The sequence below is a fragment of the Phytohabitans maris genome (genome assembly GCF_031085175.1).
Classification (GTDB): Bacteria; Actinomycetota; Actinomycetes; order Mycobacteriales; family Micromonosporaceae; genus Phytohabitans; species Phytohabitans maris.
Window position 1 is genome coordinate 273199 of record NZ_JAVHUY010000003.1, and the last position, 21799, is coordinate 294997.

Here is a 21799-nt window from a genome sequence, read left to right on the forward strand (position 1 = left end):
CGTTCTGCCTTCCATGCCTAGCGGATCACCAGCGGCAGGTGGACCAGGGCCCGGGCGATGTGCCGGTCCTGGAAGACCAGCTCCCCGGCGGGGTCCAGGTCGACGGTCGGGAAGCGGGTCACCAGCTGCTTGAGGACGATCTGCCCCTCCAGCCGGGCCAGCGTCGAGCCGAGGCACCGGTGGATGCCGCCGCCGAAAGCGAGGTGCGGGTTGGGGCGCCGGGTGAAGTCGATGCGGTCCGGGTCGGGGAAGACCTCGGGGTCGCGGTTGGCGGCGCCGATCAGGGCCACCGCCGCCTCGCCCCGGCGCAGCAGCCGGCCGCCGATCTCGACGTCCTCGTAGATCCACCGCGGCGGCGGGGCCTGCGCCGGGCTGGCCCAGCGCAGCAGCTCCTCGGTCGCCGGTACGACCAGCCGGTCCGGGTCGGCGGCGAGCTCCGCGAAGCGGTCGCGCTGCTGGAGCAGGCCGAGCGTGCCGACGCCGAGCAGCCCCATCGCCGGCGACTGCCCGGCCTGCAGCAGGGTGGAGATGGTGCCGTACAGCTCCGGCTCGGACATCCGCTCCTCGTCGGCGGCGGCCACGATCGCGCCGATGACGTCGTCGACCCCGCCGCGCCGGCGGGCCGCGAAGAGCCCGTCCAGGTAGCCGGCGAACCCCTCGGCGCCCTGCGCGGCGACGACCACCCGGTCGAACGAGCCGTCCACGTCGAAGCCCTGCATCAGCCGGTCGGAGAGGCCGAGCACGTGCTCGCGGTCCTCCTCGGGCACGCCCATGAGCTCGGACATCACGATCAGCGGCAGCTTGTGGGCCACCGTCGCGGCGAAGTCGACCCGCCCGCCCCGCTCCTCCAGCTCGTCGAAGAGCCCGCTGACGATCCGCTCCAGGCGGGGACGGAACGCCGCCACCCGCTGCGGCGTGAAGTACCCGGCGATGACCGCCCGCACCCGGGCGTGGTCCGGGTCGTTCATCGCGGTCAGGAACGACTTGCGCAGCGCGAAGTAGGACTGCGTCTCGGGCGGCGCGCCGGCCCCGAAGTCCCAGCCGAGCCCGGCCGGCGTCGCGCCGAGGGCGTCCGGCTGCTCCACGCTGAGCCGGAACAGGGCCGCGCAGTCGGCGTGCCGGAACAGGTACCAGAGGCCGGGCAGGCGCGGGTCGCTGGGCAGCCCCCAGTGCACCGGGTCGTGGCGGCGGTACTCGGCGAAGAGCGGGAACGGGTCGGTCGCGTGGTCGATGGCGAGGTCGAACCGGGGCAGCACGTTGCCGTCGAGGTTCGCCGCGCTGCGGTCGGCGTCGATGACGAAGCTCACGGGTGCCCTCCCTTCGCCTACTAGATCAGGTTAATGATGCACATAGAATGCGGTCAAGGATCATCCTCGACAGGCGTGCCCCGGGGCACGCCGGATCAGTACAGGACGCTCATCTCGTCGCGGAGGTCGTTGGTCAGCTTGACCACCCGGGTCAGCGTCGCACCGAGCGGCTCCACCTGCGGCAGGTCGGCGAGGCCGTTGACGACCTGGGCGAACGTCGGCAGATCCGCCCAGCGGGCCCGGGTCCACTCGACCCGCCCGTCGCCGCTCCACCGGTCGAGGATCTTCTGCTGGTACACGCCGGCCGGGATCATGATCACCTCGTCGACGGCGGCCTTGCCGACCTCGGTCGTACTCGGGATGTATTTGTAGTTGAACCGCGGCCGCTGCGCGATGCCGGTCGACGGGTCGGCGAAGCCGGTCGCCTCCTCCCGCTCGTACGGCCAGTCGCCGAGGGTCAGCCCGCTGGCCCGGAGGCGGGCGAACTCGAAGCCCTCCCAGCTCGCCGTGCAGACCAGGTCACCGTCCACATTGGCCGGTGCGGGGACGTCGGCGAAGAGCTTCGGGTGGCCGGCCTCGTCCCGCCCCACGATGATCGGGTCGGCCTTGCTCTCCCACATCACCGCGGCGAAGTCCCCCTCGGTCTCGCCGGCGACGCCCCGGTGGACGGCCCGGAAGAGCACCTCGAAGTAGTTGTAGCCGCGCCCGGCCAGCCACGGGAAGCCGAGGTTGTGCAGCACCCGCACGGTCACCACCGGGTCCGGGGCGGGTACGAACGGCGCCGGCAGCACCCGGGCCAGGGCGGCCGGGTCGGTCCGGTACGCGCAGGTGACCAGGTTGGTGCGGATCGGCTCGCCGGTGAACCGCCGCCCCTCGGGCCCCTGCCGCGGTCCCAGCGACGGGCCGAACCCGATCGGCATCCGGTACATCTCGGTCATGGCGTACCTCCTAGACGTGCACCGGGCAGCGACCGCCGCTGCGGCCGGAGGCGGACGGGCGGCCGTGCAGCACGACCGGGAAGCGGGCGAACCGCATGGTGGCGGTGTTGTCGCGGAAGATCGGCGGGTCGGCGGGGTCGAGGGCGGGCGCGTACCGCAGCACCTCCTGCAGCAGCCGGGTGAGCACGCCGGCCGGGACGTCGTCGCGCTCGACCGAGCCGTTGCCGGCGCCGACCGCGACCTGCCGGCCGAGGCAGGTGTGCGCGCCGTCGCCGAAGGCCAGCCCGTACGCGGTGGTGCGCGGCGGCAGCGGCCGGTACGGGTCGAACTCCCCCGCGGTCGGCCCGAAGACGCGCTCGTCCCGGTTGGCCGCGTTGAGGTCGAGCAGGAGCTGCTCCCCCGCCGCGAACGCGCGCCCGCCGGGCAGCGTGACGTCCTCCAGCGCCAGCCGCAGCAGCGCCGGTACGGTCGGGTGCAGCCGCAGCCCCTCGCTCACCGCCCGCTGCAGGAACGACAGGTCGCCCGCCTTGGCCCGGTCGCCGGGGTTGCGGGCGAAGTGCCGCAGCACCTCCTGCAGCACGTGCGGGGCGAGGTGGGTGGTGGTGTTCGCCGAGGCGGTGACGTAGAAGACCACCTCGCGCAGCAGCTTCTCCGGCTCCCAGTCGCCGTAGTTGCGCAGCAGCAGCGTGATCAGGTCGTTCGGCACCTCGGCGTCGGCGATCTCGCCCCGCGCGGCGGCGGCCAGCAGGGCGGCGCGGCGCCGGCGGGCGGGCTCGAAGAAGCGCTCGCCGAACCGGTCCTTGGCGGCCACGGCGGCGGCCACGACGGCCTCGCGGTCGTGGATGGCCCACTCGGCGGACGAGCCCTCGCCGAAGTGCTCGGCCAGGTCGCGCAGCTCGTCCACGTCGGCCGGGCCGAAGAGGTGGTCGATCCCGACGATCTTGGCGGTCACCCGCAGCAGCGCGTCCCGCATGACGTGCATGATGTCGACCCGGGGCAGCGCGTCCGGCCCGGCGAACGCCGCGTCGAGCCGCTCCCGCAGCGCCGGCACCACCGTGCGCAGCTCGTACTCCATGAGCTGGGCCCGGGAGAACATCACCACCTCGGTACGCCGGCGCTTGAGGTGCTCCTCCACGCTCAGCGTCATCAGCGTCCCCTCCAGCAGCGGCCCGCTGACCCGCACGAACATCGACGGCCAGAACCCGGACGAGCGCAGCACCTCCTGCACCTCGTGGTAAGCGCTGACCCGGGTCATCCCGGCGTGCTCCTCGATCACCTCGGTCATCGCGTCCTCAGCTTTCCCTCGATGACGATCGCCAGCTCCGGGCAGCTCGCCTCGGCGGCGCGCGCCCCGTCCAGGTCGGCGGCGCTCAGCTCCCGCTCGGCGGCGACCGCCTTGCCGTCGTCCTGGAAGTCGAAGAGCGCGGGGGCCGTCACGACGCAGACGCCGTGGCCCTGGCAGCGCTCGGTCTCCACACGAACTCTCACCGCGTCCCCCTAAACGAACACAGCCGTACGTTTCGGAGACTACGAGGAAGATCCGTTCGGGGCAATAGCCCCGGGCCGGATCGCGCCAGCCCCGGGCCGGATCGCGACGGCCACCCGGAGCGGCGGCGATCGGCGGAGCCGCGCTGGCCGGCGGCGGGTGGGCCATACTTCACGGCATGAAACGGAGCGCCACGGCCGAGGGCGTCATGCGGAGCATCGCGAACGGCGACGGCCGCCTGCTGCGCAGCGACGGGCAGCGCAACCGCGACCAGGTGGTCCGCGCCGCGCTGGAGATCTTCGGCGAAAACGGCATGCTGGGCACCGTCGAGCAGATCGCGACCCGGGCCGGCGTCAGCCGCACCACCGTGTACCGCAGCTTTCCCACCCGCCGCGCCCTGCAGATCGCGGTGGCGACCAGCCAGTTCGCGCAGATCCACCGGATCGCCCTGCTCGCCCAGGAGCGTTCGGCCGGCAGCGGGGTCGGCCTGGTCGACTTCGTCTTCGGCGCGTTCGAGTACAACCAGGCCAACCGGCTCTACCTGGAGCTCTTCGAGGGGCGCCCGACGGCCGAGATGCTCGACGTGCACACCGCCTCGCGGCGCACCATCGCCGAGCTGACCGACGAGAGCCGGGCGGCCGGCGTGATCCGCCCCGAGGTGACCGACGAAGACGTCGCGCTCTTCTGCAGCGGCATGTCCTGGCGGCTGGCCACCGACCACGCGACCACGCAGGACGACTGGCGGCGCAGCGCGCGGTTCGTCCTCATCGGACTCGGCGTGCCCGACGAGCTGCTGCCGCCGCGCCGGGTTCCGCAGGCCCACCTCGACCCGAGCGTGGCCGATGCCTGAGGACGCCGCGCCGGTCCAGTCGATCCTGCGCGCGTTCCAGCTGCTGGAGGCGCTCGCGTCGGCCGGCGGCCGGGCCTCGGTCACCGGGCTGCGCGACGCGACCGGCCTGCCGGTCGCCACCATCCACCGCCTGCTGCGCACGCTGGTCGCCGCCGGGTACGTGCGGCAGGAGGCCAACCGGACGTACGCGCTGGGCATGAAGGCGGCCCGGCTCGGCGAGGCCTCCGGCCACCTGATCGCCCGCTGGGCCACCCCGCACCTGCAGCGCGTCGTCGACAAGCTGGACGAGAGCGCCAACCTGGCCAAGCTCGACGGCCTCCAGGTCGTGTACGTCGCGCAGGTGCCCGGCCGCCACTCGATGCGCATGTTCACCGAGGTCGGGCGGCACGCCGGCGTGCACACCACCGCGGTCGGCAAGGCGATGCTCGCCCAGCTGCCCGAGCGCCGGGCCCGCACGCTGGTCGCGCACGGGCCGCGGTCACCCGAGTCGCTCCGGGCCGAGCTCGACCGGGTACGCCGCGACGGCTTCGCGATCGACGACGAGGAAGAGGAGCCCGGGGTCAAGTGCGTGGCCGTGGCGCTGCCCCCGGTCGACCTGGCGGTGCCGATGGCGGTGTCGATCTCCGGCCCGGTGACCCGGATGACCGACGACCTGGTCCGCTCGGCCGTACCGGTGCTGGCGTCGGCCGCATCCGCCCTGGGCATCGAGTTTTCCACGTAGCGGAAAAGTGGTTCCTCGTTGCGGAAAAGTGTGGCGTCCCTGAGGATGGGGGCATGTCCGCTCAGGTTGCCGCCCCCCTCCACGACCGGTACGACGAGATCCTCACCCCCGACGCGCTGGCGTTCCTCGGCGAGCTGCACCGCCGCTTCGACCCGCGGCGCCGGGAGCTGCTGGCCGGGCGTGACCGGCGGTACGCGGAGCTGGCCGCCGGCGGCACCCTCGACTTCCTGCCCGAGACCAAGGACATCCGCGAGGACGGCTCCTGGCGGGTCGCGCCGTACGCGCCCGGCCTGGTCGACCGGCGCGCCGAGATCACCGGCCCGACCGACCGCAAGATGGCGATCAACGCGCTCAACTCCGGCGCCCGGGTCTGGCTCGCCGACTTCGAGGACGCGAACACCCCGCTCTGGGAAAACATGATCGACGGGCAGCTCAACCTGCGCGACGCCATCGACCGCACGATCGGCTTCACCTCGCCCGAGGGGAAGGTCTACGAGCTGCGCGGCGAGCCCGCCACGATCGTGGTCCGCCCGCGCGGCTGGCACCTCACCGAAAAGCACCTCCTGGTCGACGGCGAGCGGATGGCCGGCGCGCTGGTCGACTTCGGGCTGCACTTCTTCCACTGCGCCGGCCGGCTGGTCGACGCCGGCGCCGGCCCCTACTTCTACCTGCCCAAGCTGGAGAGCCACCGCGAGGCCCGGCTCTGGAACGACGTCTTCGTCTTCGCCCAGTCCGCGCTCGGGATCCCGCACGGCACGATCCGCGCCACCGTGCTGATCGAGACGTACCCGGCCGCGTTCGAGATGGACGAGATCCTGTACGAGCTGCGCGACCACTCCGCCGGCCTCAACGCGGGCCGGTGGGACTACATGTTCTCGGTCATCAAGAAGTTCCGCACCCGCGGCGCCGACTTCCTGCTCCCCGACCGCAACTCGGTGACGATGACCGTGCCGTTCATGCGCGCGTACACCGAGCTGCTCGTGCACACCTGCCACCGCCGCGGCGCGCACGCGATCGGCGGCATGGCGGCGTTCATCCCGAGCAAGGACGAGGCGGTCAACGCGGCCGCGTTCGAGAAGGTACGCGCCGACAAGACCCGCGAGGCCGGCGACGGCTTCGACGGCTCCTGGGTCGCGCACCCGGCGATGGTCGGCCTCTGCACCGAGGTCTTCGACGCCGTGCTCGGCGACCGGCCGCACCAGATCGGCAACACCCGCGACGACGTCCGCGTCAGCGCCGAGCAGCTGCTCGACGTGCGCGCCACCCCGGGCGCGGTCACCGAGGCCGGCCTGCGCGGCAACATCGGCGTCGGCGTGCGCTACCTGGAGTCCTGGCTGCGCGGCACCGGCGCGGTCGGCATCGACAACCTGATGGAAGACGCCGCCACCGCCGAGATCTCCCGCTCCCAGGTGTGGCAGTGGCTGCACAACGGGGTGCGGCTGGACAGCGGCCAGGTCGTGACCCGCGACCTGGTGGAGCGGCTGCTCGACGAGGAGCTGGCCCGGTTCCCCCAGGAGGGCGGCCGCTGGGCGGACGCCCGCGCCCTCTTCACCGAGATGGCCCTCGCCGACGACTTCGCCGAGTTCCTCACCATCCCCGCCTACGAGCGCATGCCCTGACAAGCCCGTTCAAGGACAAAGATCTGAGCTACCGCGACGCCCGTCGTGGTCCGGACCGTTGCTCCCGCCACGTCACCCTCCGCGTCACAAGACCCCCCAACCTGCGGTCCGCGCGGTCGTTGAGATCGTGGTACCTAACTGCCCCCGGAGAGACTCAACAGCCCCCGGAGAGGCACTGAAATACCACGATCACCGGCTGGACCCGGGCTCCGCGGGCCTGGAGCTCACTCGGGGTCGGGGAAGTGGGGCGGGCGTTTCTCCAGGAAGGCGTTGGCGCCCTCGACCATGTCCGGGCTACCCACGGCCTGGATCAGCATGCCCACGCCGGTGCTGAACGAGTCGCGGGCGGCGTTCCACCAGACGTTCGAGCTGGTCTTGGTGATCTCCAGGTAGCGCGGGCTGAGCGCCTCGAGCTCGGCGCAGATCTCGGCGACCCGCTCCTCCAGCGCGCCGTCGTCGACCACCTCGTTGACCAGGCCGAGGGCGAGGGCCTGCTCGGCGCTGTACCGGCGGCACAGCATGGCCATCTCCTTGGCCCGCTTCTCGCCGATCTGCAGCGACAGGACGTTGGTGGCGCCGGTGACCGGGGCGCTGCCCACCCGCGGGCCGGTCTGCCCGAACGTCGCCGAGCGGGCCGCCACCGCCAGGTCGCAGGCGACGACGAGCTCGTTGCCGCCGCCGGCCGCCGCCCCGCCGACCGCGGCGATCACCGGGCGCGGGCACTGCCGGACGGCGTCGAAGAGGCGCAGCGAGGCCCGGTACAGCCCGCGCATCTCCGCGACGGTCGGGCGGGCCAGGCCGGTGAGGGCGCCGCCGGCGCAGAAGCTGCCGCCCGAGCCGGTGACGACCACCGAACGCGCGCCGCTCGCCGCCTCCAGGGCGTCGGCGACCGCGTGGGCCATCGGGGCGTCGTACGCGTTGCGCCGCTCGGGCCGGTTGAGCCGGATCCACACCGCCGAGCCGCGCCGCTCGACCTCGACATCCGCCACGTCAGCCTCCGGTCTTCGGGAAGGTCGTCTGGAAGTGGGGCAGCACCTCGTCCCGAAACAGGGCGAGCGTGCGGAGCATCCGCTCCTGCGGCAGGTCGTACCACTGCATGCGCAGGATCACGTAGGTGACGCCGAGGTCGGCCAGCTCGCCGAGCCGGCGCACGCACTCCTCCGGCGTGGTGAACAGGTACGAGTGGGCGGCCACGTCCTGCGCCGCCCCGGCGTCGGAGAGCTGCCGGTAGCTCTCGGTCGCGTCCGGCGCGTTGAACGCGCTGTAGGCCCGGGTCAGGGCACCCCGCGCCGCCCGGCCGACCGCCATCGCCCGCTCCGGGTCGGGGTCGAGCACCAGCTCCCGGCGTACGACCACGTCCTGGCCGCCGGCGTCGCGGTACCAGCGCAGCACGGTCGTCAGCCGCTCCGGGGTGACGTGCGGCGGGACGATCCAGGCGTCGCCGAGCCGGGCCGCCCGCCGGGCCCCGGTGCGGTGCGCGCCGGCGCCGACCCAGATCGGCGGCCCGCCCGGGCGTACCGGCGGGAGGCTGATCCGCTGCCCCTTCAGCGCGTAGTGCCGCCCGGTGAAGTCGACCGGCTCGGCCGTCCACAGTGCACGGACGATCGCCACCGACTCCTCGTACCGGGTGACCCGCTCGGACAGCGGCACGCCGAAGGACTCGAACTCGTTCTCCCGGTAGCCCAGCCCGAACCCGGCCACGGCCCGGCCGCCGCTGAGGTGGTCGAGCGTCGCGTACGTCTCGGCGACCTCGACCGGGTGGTGCAGCGGGAGGATGAGCATGTTGGTGCCGACCGCCATGTCGCCGGCCTCCGCGGCGATCGCGGCGAGCGTCGGGATCGGTTGCAGCGTCGGCAGGTTGCCCAGGTAGTGCTGCAGCATCCAGACCGAGGAGAACCCGGCCTCGGCGGCCGCCGCCACCTGCTCGCGCATCGGGCCGACCCGGTCGGCCGGGCGCAGGTTCGGGGGGAAGTCGTTCTGGATCGCCAGTCCGAAGCGCACGCCTACACCTCCGTGTACCGGCGGATCAGCTGCTTGGCGAGCGAGTCCAGCAGCACCTCGGTCGAGCCCTCGTAGACGCGCATCGGGCGGGCCTCGCGGTAGAGCCGTTCGATCGCCGAGCCGCGGACCAGCCCGAAGCGCCCCATCACCTGTACGCAGCGGTCCACCACCCGGCCGGCGGCCTCGGTCGCGCCGACCTTGGCCATCGAGGAGAGGTGCAGCCCTTCGCGCGGGTCGCGGGCCGCCGCGGCGGCCGCGCGGTAGGTGAGCGCCCGGGCCATCTCGATCTCCGTCCAGCAGGTGGCGAGCATCGCGGGTACCGGGCCGAGCCGGGCCAGCGGCGTGCCGAACTGCTCCCGGCCGGCGGTGTGCCGCACCGCCTCGCGCAGCGCCGCCTCGGCGAGCCCGACCGCGGCCCCGGCGACCGAGACCCGGAACGTGGCGAGCGTGTCGAGCACCGGCCGGAACCCCTTGCCCGCCGTGCCGACCAGGTGGTCCGCCGGGACCCGTACCCGGTCCAGGACGACGTCGCCGAGCACGTGCGGGGCGATGATCTGGTGCGGCCTCTCGACGGTGACGCCGGGGGTCCGCGCGGGAACCGCCACGAGCGAGTACCCGTCGCCGTCGCGGGCGAGCACCGTGTAGAGGTCGGCGTCGCCGGCGTTGGTGATGAACGACTTGCGCCCCTCGACCACCAGCTCGCCGCCGTCCCGGGTCAGGGTGGTGGTGATCGCGCGCAGGTCGGAGCCGACGTCCGGCTCGGTCAGCCCGAGGGCGGCGATCGCGTCGAGCCGCCCGATCGGGCCGAGCCACCGCCGCTGTACCGCCGGGGAGCCGCCGACGCCGATCGCGTGGCTGCCGATGCCCTGCATCACGAAGAGCGAGTCGAGGTGGGCGCTGGTCGCGGCGAATTGTTCACGGACCACGGTGACGGCGAGCGAGTCGACCCGCTCGGCGCGGCCGCCGTACTCCCCGGGGACGGTCAGCGCGACCAGGCCGCTCCCGGCGAGGGCGGCGCGCATGTGCGGGTCGACGTCGTCGCGCTCGTCCGCCTCGGCGGCCCGGTCGCGCACCGAGTCGGCGAGGGCCCGGGCCTCGGCCCGCAGCGCCAGGTACGGCTCCGGCAGCTCGAAGAGCACCCCATCCCCTTTCGACGTGACGCCGATCGCGGCGGGCTGCCGCCCGTCCGGGCCGGCCGCTTGCTGTGCCTCGACGCGAATCATGATTACCATAACAAGGAATACCGGCCGGAAGGAGAGCCATGACCGCGCCGTACGCCGGCACCCCCTTCGACCTCACCGGGAAGGTCGCGCTGGTCACCGGCGGCAGCCGCGGCCTGGGCGCGCGGATCGGGCTGGGCCTCGCCCGGGCCGGTGCCGACATCGTGGTGGCCAGCCGCGACCTGGACTCGTGCCGGCACCAGGCCGAGCGGATCACCGCCGAGACCGGGCGGGCGGCGCTGCCGTACGGCGTCCACGTCGGACACTGGGCCGAGCTGCCCGGCCTGGTCGACGCCGCGTACGAGCGGTTCGGGCGGATCGACGTGCTGGTCAACAACGCCGGGATGTCACCGGTCTACGACACCCTCGAATCGGTCAGCGAGGAGCTGTTCGACAAGGTGATCGGGGTCAACCTCAAGGGCCCGTTCCGCCTCTCCGCCCTGGTCGGCGCGAGGATGGCCGCCGGCGCGGGCGGCAGCATCGTCAACGTCTCCAGCGGCGTCGGCGTACGGCCGCGGGCCGGCGTGTTGCCGTACGCGGCGGCCAAGGCGGGGCTCAACAACCTCACCGTCGGGCTGGCCCACACGTACGGCCCGTCGGTGCGCTGCAACGCGGTCGTCTGCGGCACGTTCCTCACCGACGTCAGCCGGCACTGGGACCCGGAGGCGTTCGCCGCGCGGGCCGCCACGTTCGCCCTGCGCCGCGGCGGGCAGCCCGAGGAGATCGTCGGCACCGTCCTCTACCTCGCCTCGGCCGCCTCCAGCTTCACCACCGGCGCCCTCATCACCGTCGACGGCGGCCAACCCTGAGGCCGCGTCACGCCGGGGCGGTTACGCCGGCGGCGCGGAGGGTGGCCCGCTCCCCCTCGTCCAGGCCGAGCAGTTCGGCCAGGATCTCGTCGGTGTGCTGGCCGATCTCCGGGACGCCGTCGTACCCGGGCGGTGCCGAGCCGGCCAGGTGCAACACCGGGCCGGGCATCAGGACGCGGCCGAGCACGTCGTTGCCGGTCAGCTCGACGAGCGTGCGTTCGCGGAAGTGGGGGTCGGCCACGATGTCCCGCGCGTCGTTGACCGCGGACGTGACCACCTCGTGCTTCTCCAGTACGGCCAGGATCTCGTCCCGCGGGCGGCTCGCCACCCAGGCGCTCACCTCGGCCTGGATCGCGTCGTTGTTGGCCATCCGGGCGACGTTGGTGGCGAACCGCGGGTCGAGCAGCAGGTCCGGGCGGCCCATCGCGGCGAAGAGGCGTTCGGCGATGGTCTGGTTGGAGGCGGCGATGGAGAGCCATCCGCCGTCGGCGGCCTGGTAGATCCCGCGCGGCGAGGCCGAGCCGGTGCCGTTGCCCACGCGGCCCTGGATCTCGCCGCTGGTCTGGTACTTGAGGATCATGTCGCCGACGATGAACATCAGCGGCTCGTAGAGGGCCACGTCGACGACGTCGCCGGCGCCGGTGCGTTCGCGGCGGAAGAGCGACATGGCGGTGCCCATCGCGGCGGCGATCCCGGCGATCGAGTCGGCGAAGCCGAACGGCGGTGAGGTCGGCGGCGTCTGCGGCCAGCCGTTGACGTACGCGAAGCCGCTGCCGGTCTCGGCCACCGTGCCGAAGCCGGGCCGCTCCCGGTACGGGCCGGTCTGCCCGAAGCCGGAGACCCGGGTGAGCACGAGGCCGGGGTTGTCCGCGCGGAGCGTGTCGTAGCCGAGTCCCCAGCTCTCCAGCCGGCCCGGGCGGAACGACTCGATCACCACGTCGCAGCGCGCGGCGAGGCGGCGTACCAGGTCTCTCCCCTCGGCGCGGCGCAGGTCGACGGCGACCGACCGCTTGCCGGCGTTGAGCCGGCTGAAGCCCAGCGCCAGCCCGTCCTTGCGCGGGGTCCACTGCCGGGCGTAGTCGCCGGTGCCCGGCGGCTCCACCTTCACCACGTCGGCGCCGAAGTCGCGCAGCATCCGCCCGGCGGTCGGGGCGGCGTACATGGTGCCGAGCTCGAGCACCCGGACCCCGGCCAGCGGCGGCGTGCCGGTCATCGCGCACCCCCGTGCAGCGCCAGCCACTCCAGCGCGGTCTCGTAGTGCGCCCGGTCGACGTGCACGCCGGCGTAGCGGACCGCGCCCGCCCCGTCCGCGACCGCCTTCTCGTAGGCCTCGACGAGTCCACTGTGGAACGCGACCTGCTCCGCGCTCGGCGTGAACACCTCGTTGATCACCGGTACGTGCCGGGGGTGGATCGCGATCATGCCGCGGAAGCCGAGCCGGCGGCCGCGGGTGGCGAAGTCGCGCAGGCCGTCGAGGTCGTCGAGGCGTTCCCAGAGCCCGGTCACCGGGTGGATGCCGGCGCCCCGGCAGGCGAGCAGGATCCGGCTGCGCAGGTAGAGCGTCTCCTCGCCGCCGGGCGTCCACTCGAAGCCGACCGCGCGGGTGACGTCGGCGTGCTCGGCGGTCGGGCCGACCATCGCGCCGACCCGGGGTCCGACGGCGATCGCCGCGCAGTGCTGGATCGCCGCCACGGTCTCGGCCGGCACGAACAGCTCCAGGCCGGCCACGCCGTTGCGCCGCTCGAAGTGGTCGAGCAGCGCGTCGAAGCGCACGACGTCCTCCACCGAGGCCACCTTGGGCGGGAAGACGAAGTCGAGGCCGGGCACCACGACCTCCTCCAGGTCCGCGCCGGCGAGGCCGGTGGCGAGCGGGTTCACCCGTACCCCGATGCCGATCGTGGCGTCCGCGGCGCGCAACCGCGCGACGGAGGCCGCGACCACCGCGCGCGCCGCCGCCTTCTCGCCCTCCGGGACGGAGTCCTCCAGATCGAGGACGACGGCGTCCGCGCCACTCGCGGCGGCCTTCTCCGCCCAGCCCGGGCGGTGGCCCGGCACGAACAGGATCGACCGGTACGGGCGCATGGTCATCCCGCCGCCCACACGGTCCGGTCGGCGGTGTCCGGGGTGATGCCCTCGTCGCGGAGCGCCGCCTTGCGCACCTTCTCGCTCGGCGTCTTGGGCAGCGCGTCGGCGAACCGCACGAACCGGGGCGTGGCGAACGCCGGGATCTTGCCGGCGCAGAACTCCCACAGCTCCCCCGCGGTGACCGGCGCGTCGGTGACCACGACCGCCAGCACCTCGTCCTCGCCCGCCTCGACGCCGGCCGGTACCCCGATGACCGCGCACTCGCGGACCGCCGGGTGCTGCAGGATCGCCTGCTCCACCTCGTACGAGCTGATGTTTTCGCCGCGGCGGCGCAGCGCGTCCTTGTACCGGTCGACGAAGTAGTACCAGCCCTCCTCGTCGCGGCGCAGCGCGTCACCGGTGTGGAACCACAGGTTGCGCCACGCCTCGACGGTCTTCTCCGGCATGTTGTAGTAGCCGAGGCTGCACGTCCACGGGTGCTTGTAGCGGACCACGAGCTCGCCCACCTCGCCGACCGGCACCTCCCGGTCGGTCTCCGGGTCGACCAGCCGCGCCTCGAACCACTCGCTGGCCAGCAGCCCGGCCGCGCCCGGCGGGCGGATCTCGCCGTACGGCGACAGGATCGGCGCGCTGGTCTCGGTGAGCCCGAACGCGTCGACGAACGACTCCACGCCGAAGCGCTCCATGAACGGCCGCAGGATCGAGCTCGCGGTCGGAGCGGCGTAGACGCAGCGCAGCCGGTTGTCGGCGTCGTCCCAGCGAGGCTTCTGCTTCCAGACGAAGTCCATCATCACGCCGACGAAGTTGGTGACCGTGACCGCGTCGTCGCGGACGTGGTCGATCCACCGGCTGGCGCTGAACTTGCGCCGCACCACCACCCGCGCGCCCGCGACGATCGCCGGGTACGCCGCCATGAACTGGGCGTTGCCGTGAAACAGGGGCGTGGTGGTCAGGTACGTGTCGTCGGCGGTGAGCCGGGTCAGCCAGACCACCTCCTGCCCGAAGAAGTACATCTGCGCGTGCGGCATCGCCACGCCCTTGGAGGGGCCGGTGGTGCCGGAGGTGAAGAAGATCGAGGCGAGGCTGGTCGGTGACGGGTCGGGCAGCGCCAGCCGCGCGCCGTCGAGCAGCGCCTCCCAGCGGTCGGCCCGCCAGCCGTTGGTGCGCAGCAGCTCGACCGCCTTGTCGGCCTGCCCGGTGTCGACCACCCAGAAGTGCTCGATGCCGCGGGCGTGCTCGGCGATCGCCACGAACCGCTCGGCGTGCACGTCGTCGACCACCGCCCAGCGCGGCCGTACCGTCTGGGTCTGGTGGCGCAGGAACTCCCCCTCGTACGCCGTGTTGATCGGCACCTCGACCAGCCCGCCGACCGCCGTGCCGAACCAGCTCCGGACGAACTGCGACGAGTTGGCCGCCATGATCAGCACCCGGTCGCCCGCTTCCGCGCCGGCCGCGTACCAGGCGCCGGCGATCGCCTCGGCCTCGGCGAGCGCCTCCGCGTACGTCCACTGCGCCTCCTCGTCCGGGCAGGCCAGGACGGTGGCGTGCGGCCGGGCGGCGGCGTGCGCGCGCAGCACGGTGGCGAGTGACCACTCGTCCCGCGGGAAGTTGGGTACGGTGCCGGTGTACTCCCTGGCCATCTCTCGCCCTTCTAGCGCTCGGTCCTGCTCTGCTGGTGAAGCGCGCTAGCGCCGCTGGTCGAAGGAGCGCCCGAGCATCTCCGAGACGATCCTGATCCGCTGCATCGTCGGCGTGCCACCGGCCAGCGCCCAGCCGTGCGCGTCGCGGTGCAGCCGCTCGATGCCGTACTCCTCGGTGTAGCCGTTTCCGCCGTGCAGCTGCATCGCCAGGTCGGAGACGCGCTTGGCCATCTCGTTGGCGGTGCACTTGGCCAGCGACACCTCCAGCGGCACCGGCATCCCGGTGCCCGCGTGGTGCGCCGCGCGCAACAGCAGCTGCCGGGCCGCCTCCACCTGCATCATCATGTCCGCCAGGGTGAGCTGGATGTTCTGGAACTCGATCAGCGGCTTGCCGAACTGGACGCGGTCCTGCGCGTACCGCAGGCTCCGGTCGAGCGCGGCCTGCCCGATCGCCAGGCTCATCGTGGCGTTGCCGAGGCGCTCGATCGAGAACGCGGTGAAGAGCTGGCGGAAGCCGCCGGCGCCGATCAGCAGGTTCTCCTCCGGCACCTCGACGTCGTCGAAGACCACGTCGGCGCTGGGTATGCCGCGAAACCCCATCAGCCGCTCGGGCTGGCCGAAGCTGACGCCGGGACGGTCGGCCTCCACGATGATCGCCCCGATCCCCTTGGCGCCGGGCGCGTCCGAGATCCGGGCGTACACCAGGTAGCTGTCCGCCTCGCTGCCGTTGGAGATCCAGCGCTTGGTGCCGTTCACCGTGTACCGGCCGCCGGCGAGCTTGGCCCGGGTGGTCATGTCGGTGGCGGCGGAGCCGGCGTCCGGCTCGGAGATCGCCACCGCCATCGTGGTCTCGCCGCTGACGATCGGCGGCAGGAACCGCTCCCGCTGCCGCTCGGTGCCGAGCTGGGCGACCACCTGCGCCGGGCCCGTGTTCGCCTCGAAGACCTGGAACGCGGCGGGCCGGCACTCCTTGGCCAGCTCCTCGATCACCACCAGGGCGTCGAGGATCGGCCGCCCGGAGCCGCCGTACCGCTCCTGGTGGGCGATGCCGAGCAGGCCGAGCGACCCGAGGAACCGCCGCTCCTCGATCGGAAACCGGGTGCGCTCGCGGTCCCAGAGCTCGGCACGGGGTGCGTAGCGCTCGCGTGCCAGCTGCCGGGCCGCGTCCTGGATCTCCTCGCGCCCCTCGCTCCAGGACGTTGCGTCAAGATTCGTCACATGGGCCTCCCTGCTATTGATGCTATTGGTATGCAGAGATAGTTTGTCAAGCATGGGAGCCGCCTTGATCGTCGACGCCGTCCGTTCTCCGATGGGTCGCGGGAAGGCCGGTGGCGCGCTGTCCGGCACGCACCCGGTCGACCTGCTGGCCGGCGTCCTCACCGCGCTGGTCGAACGGACCGGCGTCGACCCGGCCACCGTCGACGACGTGCTCGTCGGCTGCGTCGGCCAGAACCTCGAACAGTCCGCCACCCCCGGCCGGCAGGCCTGGCTCGCGGCCGGCTACCCCGAGCACGTGCCGTCCGTGACGGTCGAGCGGAAGTGCGGCTCGGGCCAGCAGGCGATCGAGTTCGCGCACTGGGGCATCGCCGCCGGCGCGTACGACCTGGCGATCGCGGGCGGCGTCGAGTCGATGAGCCGGGTCCCGATGGGCTCGGCGCGCGGCGACGCCGACCCGTTCGGCCCGGCCGTGCGCGCCCGCTACCCCGACCTGGTGCCGCAGGGCGTCTCCGCCGAGCTCGTCGCCGAGAAGTGGAAGCTCTCCCGCGGCGACCTCGACGCCTTCGCGGCCCGGTCCCACCGGCTCGCGGCGCGGGCGGCCGGGAGCGGCGGCTTCGCCGACGAGATCGTGCCGATCAGCGGCGTGACCGCGGACGAGACGATCCGCCCCGGCACGTCCGTCGAGGTGCTCGCGGGCCTGCGCCCGTCGTTCAACAGCGCCAAGTTTCCCGAGCTGGACTGGAAGATCACCGCCGGCAACAGCTCCCAGCTCACCGACGGCGCGGCCGCGCTGCTGCTGGCCAGCCCGGAGCGGGCCGCCGCCCTGGGGCTGCGCCCGCGCGCCCGGATCGTCGCCTCGGCGGTCTGCGGCGACGACCCGGTGCTGATGCTGACCGGCCCGATCCCCGCCACGCACAAGGTCCTCGCCAAGGCCGGACTCTCCATTTCGGACATCGACGCGGTCGAGGTGAACGAGGCGTTCGCGCCGGTACCGCTCGCCTGGCTCGCCGAGTTCGACCTGGACCCGGAGCGGCTCAACCCGCGCGGCGGCGCGATCGCCCTGGGACACCCGCTCGGCGCCTCCGGCGCCCGGCTCATGACCACGCTGGTCAACCACCTCGAACAGACCGGCGGCCGGTACGGGCTGCAGGTCATGTGCGAGGCCGGCGGCATGGCCAACGCCACGATCATCGAACGGCTCTAGCTCTCCGGCCCGCGCGCCGGCCGCGGCCCGGGCCCGCGGCGACACGTCACGAACGGGAGGCCCATTTGAAGATCGACCAGGCCAGCGCGGTGGTCACCGGCGGCGCGTCGGGGCTCGGCCTCGCGACCGCCAAGCGGCTGCTCGCGGACGGCGCGTCGGTGGTGATCGTCGACCTGCCCACCTCCGCCGGCGAGGCGGTGGCCAAGGAGATCGGCGCGGTCTTCGCACCGGCCGACGTCACCGATCCCGGCGCGGTGGAGGGCGCCCTGGACGCGGCCGAGCTCGCCGGGCCGATCCGGGTACTGGTGCACTGCGCCGGCCGCGGCGGCACCGTACGCCTGGTCGGCCGCGACGGCAGCCCGGGCGACCTGGAGCTCTACGAGACGCTGGTGCGGATCAACCTGGTCGGCACGTTCAACGTGCTCCGGCTGGCGGCCGCCCGGATGGCCCGCAACGAGCCGCTGGACGGCGAGCGCGGCGTTTGCGTGCTCACCGCGTCGGTCGCCGCGTGGGAGGGGCAGATCGGGCAGATCCCGTACGCCTCCGCGAAGGCCGGCGTGGTCGGCATGACCCTGGTCGCCGCCCGCGACCTGGCCAGCCGGCTGATCCGGGTCGCCACGATCGCGCCCGGGATCTTCGACACGCCGATCCTCGACCGGTTCTCCGACGAGATCAAGCAAGGGCTCGCCCGGTCGGTCCCGCACCCGGCCCGGCTCGGCCGCCCCGACGAGTTCGCCCGGCTGGCCGCGCACATCGTCGACAACCCGATGATCAACGGGGAGACGATCCGGCTGGACGGCGCCGTACGGATGCAGCCCCGATGACCCCCGTCCGCACCGAGGAGCAGGGCCGGGTCCTGCTGGTCACCATCGACCGTCCCGAGGTCCGCAACGCGATCGACACGGCGACCGCCAAGGGCATCGCCGCCGCCCTGACCGAGCTGGACGAGCGCGACGACCTGAGCGTCGGCGTGCTCACCGGCGCCGGCAAGGGCTTCTGCGCCGGCATGGACCTCAAGGCGTTCCTGGCCGGCGAGCGCCCGTCGGTACCCGGCCGCGGCTTCGCCGGCATCGTGGAACGGCCGCCGGACAAGCCGCTGATCGCCGCCGTCGAGGGTTTCGCGGTCGCCGGCGGCTTCGAGATCGCGCTCGCCTGCGACCTGGTGGTGGCCGCCGAGGACGCGACGTTCGGGCTCCCCGAGGTGCGGCGCGGCCTGCTGCCCGGCGGCGGCGGCCTGCTGCGGCTGCCCACCCGCGTCCCGTACGCCCTCGCCCTCGAATGGATCCTCACCGGCCGCCGGGTGACCGCCCGCGAGGCGCACGCCGCCGGCCTGGTCAACCGCCTGACCCCGACCGGGACCGCGCTGGCGGCCGCGCTCGAACTCGCCCAGCAGATCGCCCGGAACGCCCCGCTGGCCGTCCGCGCCGCGAAACGCATCGTCGTCGAGTCGGGCGGGTGGCCGGCCGAGGAGGCGTTCGCGCGGCAGCAGGAGATCTACGAGCCGGTGCGCTCCTCGCAGGACGCGGTCGAGGGCGCCCGCGCGTTCACCGAGAAGCGCGACCCCGACTGGCGCGGCGTCTAGAGCCCATTCAGGCTTGCACCCGCCCGCGCCAGCTGAGGACCGTTTGCTCCCGCGGGCTCCCCGCAGGGGTCGGGGTGAGCGCCAGCGGTACCAGAAGTACGTTATGGCGCCCTCATAAGGTACTTCTGGTACCGCTGGTGCTCACCCCGACCGCGGGCCGGGTCTCCGGGGTCTTCCGGCGGGCGGGGTGGCTCCGCCCGGGAGTCCACATAGGAGCGGTGCGTCCACATAGGCGGGTGGCGCGCGAGGGCCGGCGGGCGCGACTGGCGGTGGCGGCGGGTGCGCGGGCAGGGGGCGCCGGCCCGGCCACCCGGGCGGGTGGTCCCGGGGCGACGAGTGGCGGGAATCGCATCGGTGTTAAGAGGCACTTGACGAATACGGGTGGCTGTGGCGGTAACCTACACTCGACATCCGGTCCGGGGCCAGCCCCGGTGAGCAGCGCGCGGGAGGTGGTCGTGGCGTCGCCAGCGGTGCCTCCGATCGGCGCGCGGCTGCGGGCCGAGCGGCGCCGGCGGGGCGTGAGCATCCGCGGGCTGGCGCGCGACATCGGGGTCTCGGCGAGCCTGATCTCGCAGATCGAGACGGAGAAGAGCAGCCCGTCGGTGAGCACGCTGTACGCGATCTCGACCGCGCTCGGCATCTCGATCGAGGAGCTGTTCGGGCCGCCGACGGCCGAGGAGGCGGCGGCCGGGGTCGAGGCGGAGGACGCCGGGGCCGGGGTCGACGGCGCAGCCGGGGAGCCGGCGGGGGCGCAGGTCGTGCGGCTGCCCGCGTTCACCCCGAGCGGCGAGCCGTCCGCGCTGCTCACCGCCGCCCTGGCCGCCGCCGCGCCGCGGGGTGGGCTGCCCGCCGGGGGCGTCGAGGTGGCCGGCCGGCGGGTCGGGCCGGTGATCACGCCGGAGGAGCGCGAGGTGCTGACCCTCGACTCGGGAGTGACCTGGGAGCTGCTCGGCCGGATGCCGCACAAGCACGTCGAGTTCCTGCTGATCACGTACCAGCCGGGCGGCACCTCGTCCAGCTCCGGCCTGCTGATGCGCCACACCGGCATCGAGTTCGGCTTCGTGATCAGCGGCGAGCTGACGCTGTCGCTGGGGTTCGAGTCGCACAAGCTGCGGCCCGGCGACGCGGTCTCGTTCGACTCGTCCAACCCGCACGCCTACCGCAACGAGAGCACCGAGCCCGCCGTGGGCGTCTGGTTCGTGCTCGAGCGCTGGTCCTGAGCCGCCACTCAGTCTGAGCCGTGTGCGCCACGGTGTACATCTGCGCGTTCACAAGATCGCAAGTGTGTAAGTGGTATTGCACACGTGTGAACTATGAGCTTACACTCCGGCCCTAAGACAGCTCGGAAACCAAGCTGACCCCCGCTCGAAACACACGCCGACACCCACTCCATAGCCGCGTCGTGACCCCGTGAGAGGACGGTGTCCAGTGACCCAGGCTGACCAGGAAGGCGTCCCCCGAAGAACGATATTTCGCACCGGCGCCGCCGTCGGTGCCGCCACCGCCATCGGCGCGGTGGCACACCCTCAGCAAGCGGCGGCATCAGCCCAACCGGCCGCCGCGCACGGCGCGCCGTCGGAGCGGGACCTGATCCTGCACAACGGACCGATCCACACCATGAACCGCCGGCACGACGTGGTCCGCGCCCTCGCCATCCGGGACGGGCGGGTCGCGTACGCCGGCGACAGCCTCGGCGCCGCCCGCCGCGCCCTGCCCGAGCACCCCCGGGTGGTCGACCTGCGGGGGCACGTCGCGATCCCGGGCATCATCGACAACCACAACCACATCGTGCTGATGGGCAACCGCCCCGGCCGCCACACTCCACTGGAGAACGCGTACTCGGTCGCCGACGTCCAGCGGGCGTACCGGGCGCGGGCCAGGGGCGTGCCGGCCGGCGAGTTCGTCACGACGATCGGCGGGTTCCACTTCAACCAGTTCCGCGAGGTGCGCCTGCCCACGCTCGCCGAGCTCGACGCCGCCCTGCCCCGGCACCCGGCGTACGTCTCGGTCGGCTTCAGCGGCTCCTCCGCGACCAACAGCCTCGGCAAGGCGTTCTTCGAGGCGGCCGGCGTGGTCGTCGGCGCGGACGGGACGATCGCCTCCGGCACCCAGACCGGCCGGGCCACGCTCGCCCTGCGCCAGAGGCTCACCCCCGAGCTGCGGCGGCGCGGTGCGCGCGACGCCATGGCCTACGCGCTCAGCGTCGGCGTCACCACCCACCTCGACCAGGGGGCGTTCCAAGCCACGGGTACGCCGAGCGACGGCGCCGCGCACGAGGACAACTACACGATGCACCTGCCGTTCCTGGAGCTGTACGACCGGGGGCAGGCGCCGGTGCGGCTGCGGATCAACTTCCTGCACATGGACACCGACCCGGCGCTGCCGACGCTGGAAGAGCGGCTGCGCAACGCGTTCCCGTTCTTCGGCGACGACATGGTGCGGACCGGCGGCATCGGCGAGTTCATCGCCAGCGGCCTCGGCCCCAACTGGCTGGAGGCGGCGAAGCGGGTGGCCCGGGCCGGCTGGCGGGCCGAGGTGCACTCGCTCTCCGCCACCGACTTCCGCACCGAGATCGAGGGCTTCGAAGCGGTGCACGCGGAAGTGTCCATCAAGGACCTGCGGTGGGTGGTGGCGCACGTCCCGTTCATCACCGAGGACTACGTGGACCGGCTCAAGGCGGTCGGGGGTGGGCTCAGCCTCACCGGCTGGCGCTACCTGGCCGGCACCGGTACGGCCGCGGGACCGCCGTTCCGGATGATCGTGGACAACGGGATCCACGCCGGCATGAGCTCGGACGGCATGCAGATCGCCCCGATGAACCCGTTCATCCACGCGTACTACGCGGTCACCGGCCGCAACGCGCTGGGCGCCGTCGTCAACGACGGCCAGCAGATCAGCCGCCGCGAGGTGCTCGACCTCTACACCCGGGACAACACCTGGTTTCTCGGCAAGGCCGACGAGGACCAGCTCGGCGTGCTGGAGGTCGAGCGGCTCGGCGACGTCGTGGTGCTCGACCGCGACTACTTCCGGGTACCCGAGGAGGAGATCCGGCACGTGCGGTCCGTGCTGACCGTCGTCGGCGGGTCCATCGTGCACGACACCGGAAAGGTGCACTGAGC

Annotated in this window: 20 protein-coding genes; 9 read left to right on the forward strand and 11 right to left on the reverse strand. The window is 73.2% G+C overall.

Annotated elements, in window-relative coordinates:
• Nucleotides 1–17 precede the first annotated feature (17 nt).
• The 4 genes from RB614_RS04590 to RB614_RS04605 all read right to left on the reverse strand — a co-directional run bounded on the left by RB614_RS04590 (nt 18) and on the right by RB614_RS04605 (nt 3733).
• Complete coding sequence (locus RB614_RS04590) at nt 18–1307, reverse strand: cytochrome P450 (protein ID WP_308711069.1); 1290 nt, start codon at nt 1305–1307, stop codon at nt 18–20.
• Between the two features lie 95 nt (nt 1308–1402).
• Nucleotides 1403–2245, reverse strand: a complete 843-nt coding sequence (locus RB614_RS04595; protein WP_308711070.1) for an acetoacetate decarboxylase family protein — start codon at nt 2243–2245, stop codon at nt 1403–1405.
• Between the two features lie 10 nt (nt 2246–2255).
• The gene (locus RB614_RS04600) at nt 2256–3530 is read right to left on the reverse strand and encodes a cytochrome P450 (protein WP_308711071.1); all 1275 of its coding nucleotides are present in this window, start codon (nt 3528–3530) and stop codon (nt 2256–2258) included.
• The gene (locus RB614_RS04605) at nt 3527–3733 is read right to left on the reverse strand and encodes a ferredoxin (protein WP_308711072.1); all 207 of its coding nucleotides are present in this window, start codon (nt 3731–3733) and stop codon (nt 3527–3529) included. Before RB614_RS04605 ends, RB614_RS04600 begins: the two co-directional genes overlap by 4 nt.
• Before the next feature lie 176 nt (nt 3734–3909).
• On the opposite strand from RB614_RS04605, the gene RB614_RS04610 reads away from it, so the two are divergent.
• The 3 genes from RB614_RS04610 to aceB are packed head-to-tail and all read left to right on the forward strand — an operon-like array spanning nt 3910 to nt 6921.
• On the forward strand, nt 3910–4581 hold the full coding sequence (locus tag RB614_RS04610) for a TetR/AcrR family transcriptional regulator (RefSeq protein WP_308711073.1): 672 nt from the start codon (nt 3910–3912) through the stop codon (nt 4579–4581).
• Nucleotides 4574–5302, forward strand: coding sequence for an IclR family transcriptional regulator (locus RB614_RS04615; protein WP_308711074.1), 729 nt, complete (start codon nt 4574–4576; stop codon nt 5300–5302). Before RB614_RS04610 ends, RB614_RS04615 begins: the two co-directional genes overlap by 8 nt.
• Nucleotides 5303–5355: 53 nt before the next feature.
• A complete protein-coding gene (gene aceB, locus RB614_RS04620) occupies nt 5356–6921 on the forward strand; it encodes a malate synthase A (protein WP_308711075.1) in 1566 nt (521 codons plus the stop codon).
• Nucleotides 6922–7145: 224 nt separating this feature from the next.
• Here aceB and RB614_RS04625 read toward each other — a convergent pair whose 3' ends face one another.
• The 3 genes from RB614_RS04625 to RB614_RS04635 are packed head-to-tail and all read right to left on the reverse strand — an operon-like array spanning nt 7146 to nt 10145.
• A complete protein-coding gene (locus RB614_RS04625) occupies nt 7146–7910 on the reverse strand; it encodes an enoyl-CoA hydratase/isomerase family protein (RefSeq protein ID WP_308711076.1) in 765 nt (254 codons plus the stop codon).
• A 1-nt stretch (nt 7911) separates the two neighbouring features.
• Nucleotides 7912–8922, reverse strand: coding sequence for an LLM class flavin-dependent oxidoreductase (locus RB614_RS04630; protein ID WP_308711077.1), 1011 nt, complete (start codon nt 8920–8922; stop codon nt 7912–7914).
• 2 nt (nt 8923–8924) lie between these two features.
• On the reverse strand, nt 8925–10145 hold the full coding sequence (locus RB614_RS04635; protein ID WP_308711078.1) for an acyl-CoA dehydrogenase family protein: 1221 nt from the start codon (nt 10143–10145) through the stop codon (nt 8925–8927).
• Nucleotides 10146–10183: 38 nt separating this feature from the next.
• On the opposite strand from RB614_RS04635, the gene RB614_RS04640 reads away from it, so the two are divergent.
• A complete protein-coding gene (locus RB614_RS04640) occupies nt 10184–10951 on the forward strand; it encodes an SDR family NAD(P)-dependent oxidoreductase (protein WP_308711079.1) in 768 nt (255 codons plus the stop codon).
• 7 nt (nt 10952–10958) lie between these two features.
• On the opposite strand, the gene RB614_RS04645 is transcribed toward RB614_RS04640, so the two are convergent.
• The 4 genes from RB614_RS04645 to RB614_RS04660 are packed head-to-tail and all read right to left on the reverse strand — an operon-like array spanning nt 10959 to nt 15894.
• Complete coding sequence (locus RB614_RS04645; protein WP_308711080.1) at nt 10959–12164, reverse strand: CaiB/BaiF CoA transferase family protein; 1206 nt, start codon at nt 12162–12164, stop codon at nt 10959–10961.
• Nucleotides 12161–13039 (reverse strand): HpcH/HpaI aldolase/citrate lyase family protein, encoded by an 879-nt coding sequence (locus tag RB614_RS04650; RefSeq protein ID WP_308711081.1) that lies wholly within the window; start codon nt 13037–13039, stop codon nt 12161–12163. Before RB614_RS04650 ends, RB614_RS04645 begins: the two co-directional genes overlap by 4 nt.
• Nucleotides 13036–14676 carry an AMP-binding protein gene (locus RB614_RS04655; RefSeq protein WP_308711082.1) on the reverse strand — a complete coding sequence of 547 codons (1641 nt, stop codon included), beginning with the start codon at nt 14674–14676 and terminating at the stop codon, nt 13036–13038. Before RB614_RS04655 ends, RB614_RS04650 begins: the two co-directional genes overlap by 4 nt.
• Nucleotides 14677–14721: 45 nt before the next feature.
• Nucleotides 14722–15894 carry an acyl-CoA dehydrogenase family protein gene (locus RB614_RS04660; RefSeq protein WP_308711083.1) on the reverse strand — a complete coding sequence of 391 codons (1173 nt, stop codon included), beginning with the start codon at nt 15892–15894 and terminating at the stop codon, nt 14722–14724.
• Nucleotides 15895–15946: 52 nt separating this feature from the next.
• On the opposite strand from RB614_RS04660, the gene RB614_RS04665 reads away from it, so the two are divergent.
• The 5 genes from RB614_RS04665 (at nt 15947) to RB614_RS04685 (ending at nt 21797) form a co-directional block, all read left to right on the forward strand.
• On the forward strand, nt 15947–17098 hold the full coding sequence (locus tag RB614_RS04665) for a thiolase family protein (protein WP_308711084.1): 1152 nt from the start codon (nt 15947–15949) through the stop codon (nt 17096–17098).
• A gap of 65 nt (nt 17099–17163) precedes the next feature.
• Nucleotides 17164–17922 carry an SDR family NAD(P)-dependent oxidoreductase gene (locus RB614_RS04670; RefSeq protein WP_308711085.1) on the forward strand — a complete coding sequence of 253 codons (759 nt, stop codon included), beginning with the start codon at nt 17164–17166 and terminating at the stop codon, nt 17920–17922.
• Nucleotides 17919–18680, forward strand: a complete 762-nt coding sequence (locus RB614_RS04675) for a crotonase/enoyl-CoA hydratase family protein (RefSeq protein WP_308711086.1) — start codon at nt 17919–17921, stop codon at nt 18678–18680. The genes RB614_RS04670 and RB614_RS04675 overlap by 4 nt, the downstream gene beginning before the upstream one ends.
• A 455-nt stretch (nt 18681–19135) precedes the next feature.
• Nucleotides 19136–19900: a helix-turn-helix domain-containing protein gene (locus RB614_RS04680; RefSeq protein ID WP_308711087.1), complete on the forward strand. Its 765-nt coding sequence runs from the start codon at nt 19136–19138 to the stop codon at nt 19898–19900.
• A 208-nt stretch (nt 19901–20108) separates the two neighbouring features.
• Nucleotides 20109–21797 (forward strand): amidohydrolase, encoded by a 1689-nt coding sequence (locus RB614_RS04685; RefSeq protein WP_308711088.1) that lies wholly within the window; start codon nt 20109–20111, stop codon nt 21795–21797.
• Nucleotides 21798–21799: the final 2 nt, after the last annotated feature.

What these genes read in the sequence shown, in the direction of transcription:
- RB614_RS04595 (WP_308711070.1), bottom strand. Translation starts at nt 2,245, where the DNA reads ATGACCGAGATGTACCGGATGCCGATCGGGTTCGGCCCGTCGCTGGGA.
- RB614_RS04600 (WP_308711071.1), bottom strand. Translation starts at nt 3,530, where the DNA reads ATGACCGAGGTGATCGAGGAGCACGCCGGGATGACCCGGGTCAGCGCT.
- RB614_RS04610 (WP_308711073.1), top strand. Translation starts at nt 3,910, where the DNA reads ATGAAACGGAGCGCCACGGCCGAGGGCGTCATGCGGAGCATCGCGAAC.
- RB614_RS04615 (WP_308711074.1), top strand. Translation starts at nt 4,574, where the DNA reads ATGCCTGAGGACGCCGCGCCGGTCCAGTCGATCCTGCGCGCGTTCCAG.
- aceB (WP_308711075.1), top strand. Translation starts at nt 5,356, where the DNA reads ATGTCCGCTCAGGTTGCCGCCCCCCTCCACGACCGGTACGACGAGATC.
- RB614_RS04635 (WP_308711078.1), bottom strand. Translation starts at nt 10,145, where the DNA reads ATGATTCGCGTCGAGGCACAGCAAGCGGCCGGCCCGGACGGGCGGCAG.
- RB614_RS04640 (WP_308711079.1), top strand. Translation starts at nt 10,184, where the DNA reads ATGACCGCGCCGTACGCCGGCACCCCCTTCGACCTCACCGGGAAGGTC.
- RB614_RS04645 (WP_308711080.1), bottom strand. Translation starts at nt 12,164, where the DNA reads ATGACCGGCACGCCGCCGCTGGCCGGGGTCCGGGTGCTCGAGCTCGGC.
- RB614_RS04650 (WP_308711081.1), bottom strand. Translation starts at nt 13,039, where the DNA reads ATGACCATGCGCCCGTACCGGTCGATCCTGTTCGTGCCGGGCCACCGC.
- RB614_RS04655 (WP_308711082.1), bottom strand. Translation starts at nt 14,676, where the DNA reads ATGGCCAGGGAGTACACCGGCACCGTACCCAACTTCCCGCGGGACGAG.
- RB614_RS04665 (WP_308711084.1), top strand. Translation starts at nt 15,947, where the DNA reads ATGGGAGCCGCCTTGATCGTCGACGCCGTCCGTTCTCCGATGGGTCGC.
- RB614_RS04675 (WP_308711086.1), top strand. Translation starts at nt 17,919, where the DNA reads ATGACCCCCGTCCGCACCGAGGAGCAGGGCCGGGTCCTGCTGGTCACC.